The organism is Streptomyces sp. NPDC013317 (assembly GCF_055563155.1).
Window position 1 is genome coordinate 1 of sequence record NZ_JBVHDX010000034.1, and the last position, 4,792, is coordinate 4,792.

Sequence of the window (4,792 nt, forward strand, 5' to 3'; positions counted from 1 at the left end):
ATATTGAAGAGAATTTAGACTCCTTAGCAGAGAAAAAAGCACTGCAAAAAGTGAAGCAAACAGACATTGTAAAGAACTATGGAGACTTGATAGAAAAGTACAATGGACTCGTTAATAAATATAATGACCAGTTGAAGGAGAAAAAGGAGTTAAAACAACAGGTGGACACTCTAAAAATTGAGAACCGGTCTTACCAAAATGAGAATCGGGAATTGAAATTAGAGAACGGAAAATTGAAGGGAAAACTCGTGCAGATCAGCAAGGAGTTTTCTGTTTTTAAAGAGAGGGTGGGCAAAGTTTTACACGCTCAACTTGACCGAGTAAAAACGTTCTTGAGGATGAATGATGTAGACCGAAGTACAATCAAGTTCCTGGATGATAGGCAAGATAAATTAGTCCAGGACTCTTTAGAAAAAATGGAGAAGCCACAAAGGCAAAAAGGGATGGAGATGGAACGCTGATGAAGGTGAAACAATTGGTTGAGAAGTTGGAGAAACTAGACCAAGAGGGAGAATTAATGCTTTTTATGAGGGATAGAAAGAGACCTCATTTAGGTTCTGGAACTCTTATTCCAATAAAAGATATTGGTGTTTTTACAAGTGTTGACCAAGATTCAAATGAGGGCAAATATGCTCTTGAAATAAAGAAAGGCGAGTAGTTATCTACTCGCTTTATTTTAAGTTTTCACGTTCTCTAAGGGCTTTAAATTTATCAAATTGGCTTTTGTATTCAAAGTCCTTGTTTTCCTTTTTGCTGACAAGGATTTTACCATCGTATTTAGCAAATTTCTTTTTGTCATTGCCATCTGTCCAAGCAAGGTCTTCGTTCACTACATAGACGTTTGATGTTCCCATTTTTAAAACATTTAAAAATCCATTCTCCTCTAAAAGCTTTACTGCTCTGTAAACTGTTGACCTTGATTTGCCAAAATAATCTTCAAAAACTGCATAAGAACAAGCTAAAGCATTTCTGTTATCCATGTGTTCCAAGATAAAAAATAATAAAGAACTTGCGAAGTTATGATTTGCCATTAACCATCTTAATTCTGGCATGTTGTCACGATAAAGCTGGATGAAATTATGATTTTTCTTTTTCTCTTCAAATTGCTCTTTGTCTTTGTTTTCTTGCTGTTCAAGATCAATAAGTCTTTGAAGCATTTGAAGTTGTTCAGGGGTTAACTCAACATTAATTTTTCTCTGCTCGTCCAATTTACGCACCTCTGCTGGCATAGAATCCTTCTCTCCCTTGTTATGTATCATCAGCTGTGATACCTATATGTATAATTTATGACACATCATAGGTCAAAAATGAACTATAGTCAAGCAAAAAATGACACATCTTAATTCAACTATGTGTCACAAGCTATGACACATATACGTGTCACAAGCTATGACACATTACCTTAACTAAAACATTGATATATCAACATTTTTTCTGTGTTCCCTTCTATATCTCCTAAAGGGCTTTTCTCCACGCAAGGTTCGGGTAGTATTTTTCGGACAGACCACCGAAAAATCTCCACCCTTTTCTCCTTGCATTCCGAAATTTTGGCGGTGCTGTACTTTCGCCAAGCCGACGTACCTAAAACGAGGAATTCAGGAAATCGGCTTGCTCGAGCCATTATACCGCCAAAACCGCCAGAGCTTCCGTTCATAAATTTTCTCTTTTGCCTTATGGATCTACGCAATATGGGGGCTTCCCCCAAACCCCCTTGCCAGCCTCCACCCTAAAACAAGGGGAGAATTGATGGTGTTCGAATAAAAATCTTTGATATTTAGAAATCTAATTTTAAAGAAGGGAGTTGAGCTTTCATGAATAGTAACAGTAGCATTAATAAAAGTAATTTAAATTTATTAGCCGTAGTAGCACTAGGATTGACGACAATTTACACCGCAATATTAGCGACTCAATTAATGTCCACAAAACATAAAGTTGATTATTTATATTACAAAGAACATTTTCAAAAAAATAATAAGGGGAATAATAATTAATCGCTAAAACAATGAGAGGCGCTCTAGAAGGGGTAGAGTCCTGAAAATGCGGATTTACAACGGTAATGTAATTTTCACCCATAAATAAAGCCGATTTTAAGAAATCGACTGTTGAACTAAAGCTCCCTTTACTTTAAGTACATTTCTTCACAATCTTTAGATTAATTTATTGGATTATTTTTATGTGAAAGAGTGATATTAAATAAGAGCTTTAATTCGATTGACAAAAAAACCGTCCAGAAGGTATATTATATGTATCTAAGTTATGGAGGTTATTATGTCTATTTCAAAGCATGCTAATAAGAAAAAAAATATATTGATTGCTGCATCTGAAATTGTAAAAGAAGAAGGAGTTGTCAAACTCACATTAGAGGCAGTCGCCCAAAGAGCTGGCGTGAGTAAAGGTGGATTATTATACCATTTTCCTAGCAAGGAAGCATTAATTAAAGGAATGGTGGAAGATTGGACAAATAATTATTTCGAATGCATTAATACGTTAGTTAATAACGACGATGATAACGCAATAGGAAAATGGAATAGGGCTTATCTTAAATCTACATTTTCCGATTTAGAAAACAATAATCTAAATTCCGCACTAATGGCTGCTATGTTTATTAATCCAGATTTATTAGATGAATTCCGGCAGAGATACGATATTTTGCATACAAAGTTAATAACTGATGGAATTGATCCTGTCAAAATAACAATTACAAGATTATCCATAGATGGTCTTTGGTTTTCAGAAATATTTGGAATGGCACCATTAAATGAAGAACTAAAAACACAAGTTTTTGATGAACTAATAAACATGATTCAGGAGGACGAATAATGTCATATCTATATTTAGCACTTGCAATAGTGGGGGAGATTATTGGCTCTTCCCTATTAAAAGCATCTGAAGGCTTTTCAAAACTCTATCCTACAATAGGGGTAATAATAGCTTTCGTTGGTTGTTTTTTCTTTTTATCCTTGTCGCTAAAAACAATCCCCTTAAACACTGCATATGCATTATGGGCAGGTTTAGGACTTGTTTTGACTACAGTAATTTCAGTTTTAGTTTGGAAGGAAAAACTTAACATGGCTAGCATTGCAGGAATAACACTGATTCTTGTAGGAGTTGTAATATTGAATTTGTTTGGACCAGGACATGGAGAATCTGGTCATGAAGCAAGCGAAACTATTACAATGAATGAGACAATGGAATAACACATAAAAAAGTCCTTCTTAATAAAGAGAAGGACTTTTTAGCTTAATTAAGGGTATTTTTTGAAGTCCTTATTCAACAAACCTGCGTACGTTAGTTTAAGTGTATCACTTCACAATTCCAATAGAGTAGAGTTTATTGAGACATAATGAAATTAGCGTTTTAAATGACTTCTGACTGTCTCATAAGACTTGTATCAAATGCTTACCGTTGTAAATCCGCATTTCCCTGACGCTACCCCTAGAAGCGTCTTTTTTGCTTTTTAAGGGTTTTTACTAGGGGCAACCTCTTACAAAGGCGAGAGAGGCCCGTATGGCGTCTGTCAACGGTACCGGACCGAAGGGAGGATAAGGAGTTGATAGACTCACTTCACCAAGACCCTCTTGGTGTCTCAAAAGGCAACACCTTTTGAGCTGCCTACCGGCGAGGGAGCCCCTCAAGGATTGAGGGGTTGGGGAGTTCGATTAAGGGGGTCTGGGGAAGAGTTCCCCAGTGGGTTTGGGCAAAGCCCAAGGTTTGGCTTTTAGCGTCGCAGACCACATGAAACTTTGCGTGCAAAGTGTAGTGTGTTACACTTTCTATTAATCTATCGATTTTCAGAAAGGGTGCGTACCCCATGAGTTACTCCATTATCCGAATGCAGAAAATGAAATCAAATGGGATAAAAGGGATTCAATTTCACAACCAAAGAGAGAGGGAAAGTGAAACGAATCCCGACATCAATAAAGCTGATTCTCATCTGAATTATGACTTGATAAACGGTCAAAGGCAGATTGATTACAACGAGAAAATTAGCCAAGTAATTGAGGACAATGTGACCTCTGGAAAAAAGATCCGTAAAGATGCAGTTAAGCTGGCTGAATTCTTAATTACCTCTGACAAGGAATTCTTCGATAAAATTTCACCCAAAGAGCAGAAAAGGTATTTTGAAACGGCTCATGAGTTCCTTGCTGATCGATACGGTGAAAAGAATTTAATCTATGCGACTGTTCACTATGACGAGAAAACCCCTCACATGCACGTAGGCTTCGTTCCAGTAACGGAGGATGGCCGACTATCGGCTAAAGATTTCTTTGGCCAGAAAAAGCAACTGGTGAGTCTTCAGGACGATTTTAATCAGTACCTGAAGCAAAATGACTTTAATTTGGAAAGAGGGGTCTCGTCGAGCCGTAAACACGTGGAGACGGCTAAATATAAGGCTCAAACGTTTCAAAGCATGGAGAAGGAAGCCCAAGAGAAATATGAGCGGACAATGGGGCATATTCAAGAGATTGATGATAAATCGAAATCGATTGCGAATATCGAAGCTAAAAAGGTTCTAGGGCTTGTTGGAATGAAGGAACAAGACTACAAAAGCCTAGTCGATTATGCGACCAATGGTGTGGCTTATCAGCTACAAGCAGAGAATCTGCAGAAAGAGTTGGAAAAGACTCAAAAAGAAGTTACGCAGCTGAAAGCTGATATGCAAATTGGACAAGATAAAATTCGCTATTACTACAAAGATATTGAAGAGAATTTAGACTCCTTAGCAGAGAAAAAAGCACTGCAAAAAGTGAAGCAAACAGACATTGTAAAGAACTATGGAGACTTGATAGAA

At 37.0% G+C, this 4,792-nt stretch carries 6 protein-coding genes; 5 read left to right on the top strand and 1 reads right to left on the bottom strand.

Going from position 1 to position 4,792, the window contains the following annotated elements; genetic code table 11:
* Positions 1-461, top strand: a 461-nt coding sequence (locus ACZ3IJ_RS36135; protein ID WP_467475462.1) for a hypothetical protein, incomplete at its 5' end; no start/stop codon positions are given.
* A 14-nt stretch (positions 462-475) separates the two neighbouring features.
* Complete coding sequence (locus ACZ3IJ_RS36140) at positions 476-658, top strand: hypothetical protein (protein WP_350835256.1); 183 nt, start codon at positions 476-478, stop codon at positions 656-658.
* Between the two features lie 13 nt (positions 659-671).
* Here ACZ3IJ_RS36140 and ACZ3IJ_RS36145 read toward each other — a convergent pair whose 3' ends face one another.
* Positions 672-1,229: a replication/maintenance protein RepL gene (locus ACZ3IJ_RS36145; protein ID WP_048558832.1), complete on the bottom strand. Its 558-nt coding sequence runs from the start codon at positions 1,227-1,229 to the stop codon at positions 672-674.
* A gap of 1,039 nt (positions 1,230-2,268) precedes the next feature.
* Between ACZ3IJ_RS36145 and ACZ3IJ_RS36150 the strand changes: the two genes are divergently transcribed.
* From ACZ3IJ_RS36150 to mobV, 3 genes are all read left to right on the top strand, one after another.
* The gene (locus ACZ3IJ_RS36150) at positions 2,269-2,820 is read left to right on the top strand and encodes a TetR/AcrR family transcriptional regulator (RefSeq protein WP_000028029.1); all 552 of its coding nucleotides are present in this window, start codon (positions 2,269-2,271) and stop codon (positions 2,818-2,820) included.
* Positions 2,820-3,197, top strand: coding sequence for a quaternary ammonium compound efflux SMR transporter QacH (qacH, locus tag ACZ3IJ_RS36155; protein ID WP_000121134.1), 378 nt, complete (start codon positions 2,820-2,822; stop codon positions 3,195-3,197). Before ACZ3IJ_RS36150 ends, qacH begins: the two co-directional genes overlap by 1 nt.
* Before the next feature lie 614 nt (positions 3,198-3,811).
* Positions 3,812-4,792, top strand: a 981-nt coding sequence (gene mobV / locus ACZ3IJ_RS36160) for a MobV family relaxase (RefSeq protein WP_467475464.1), incomplete at its 3' end; no start/stop codon positions are given.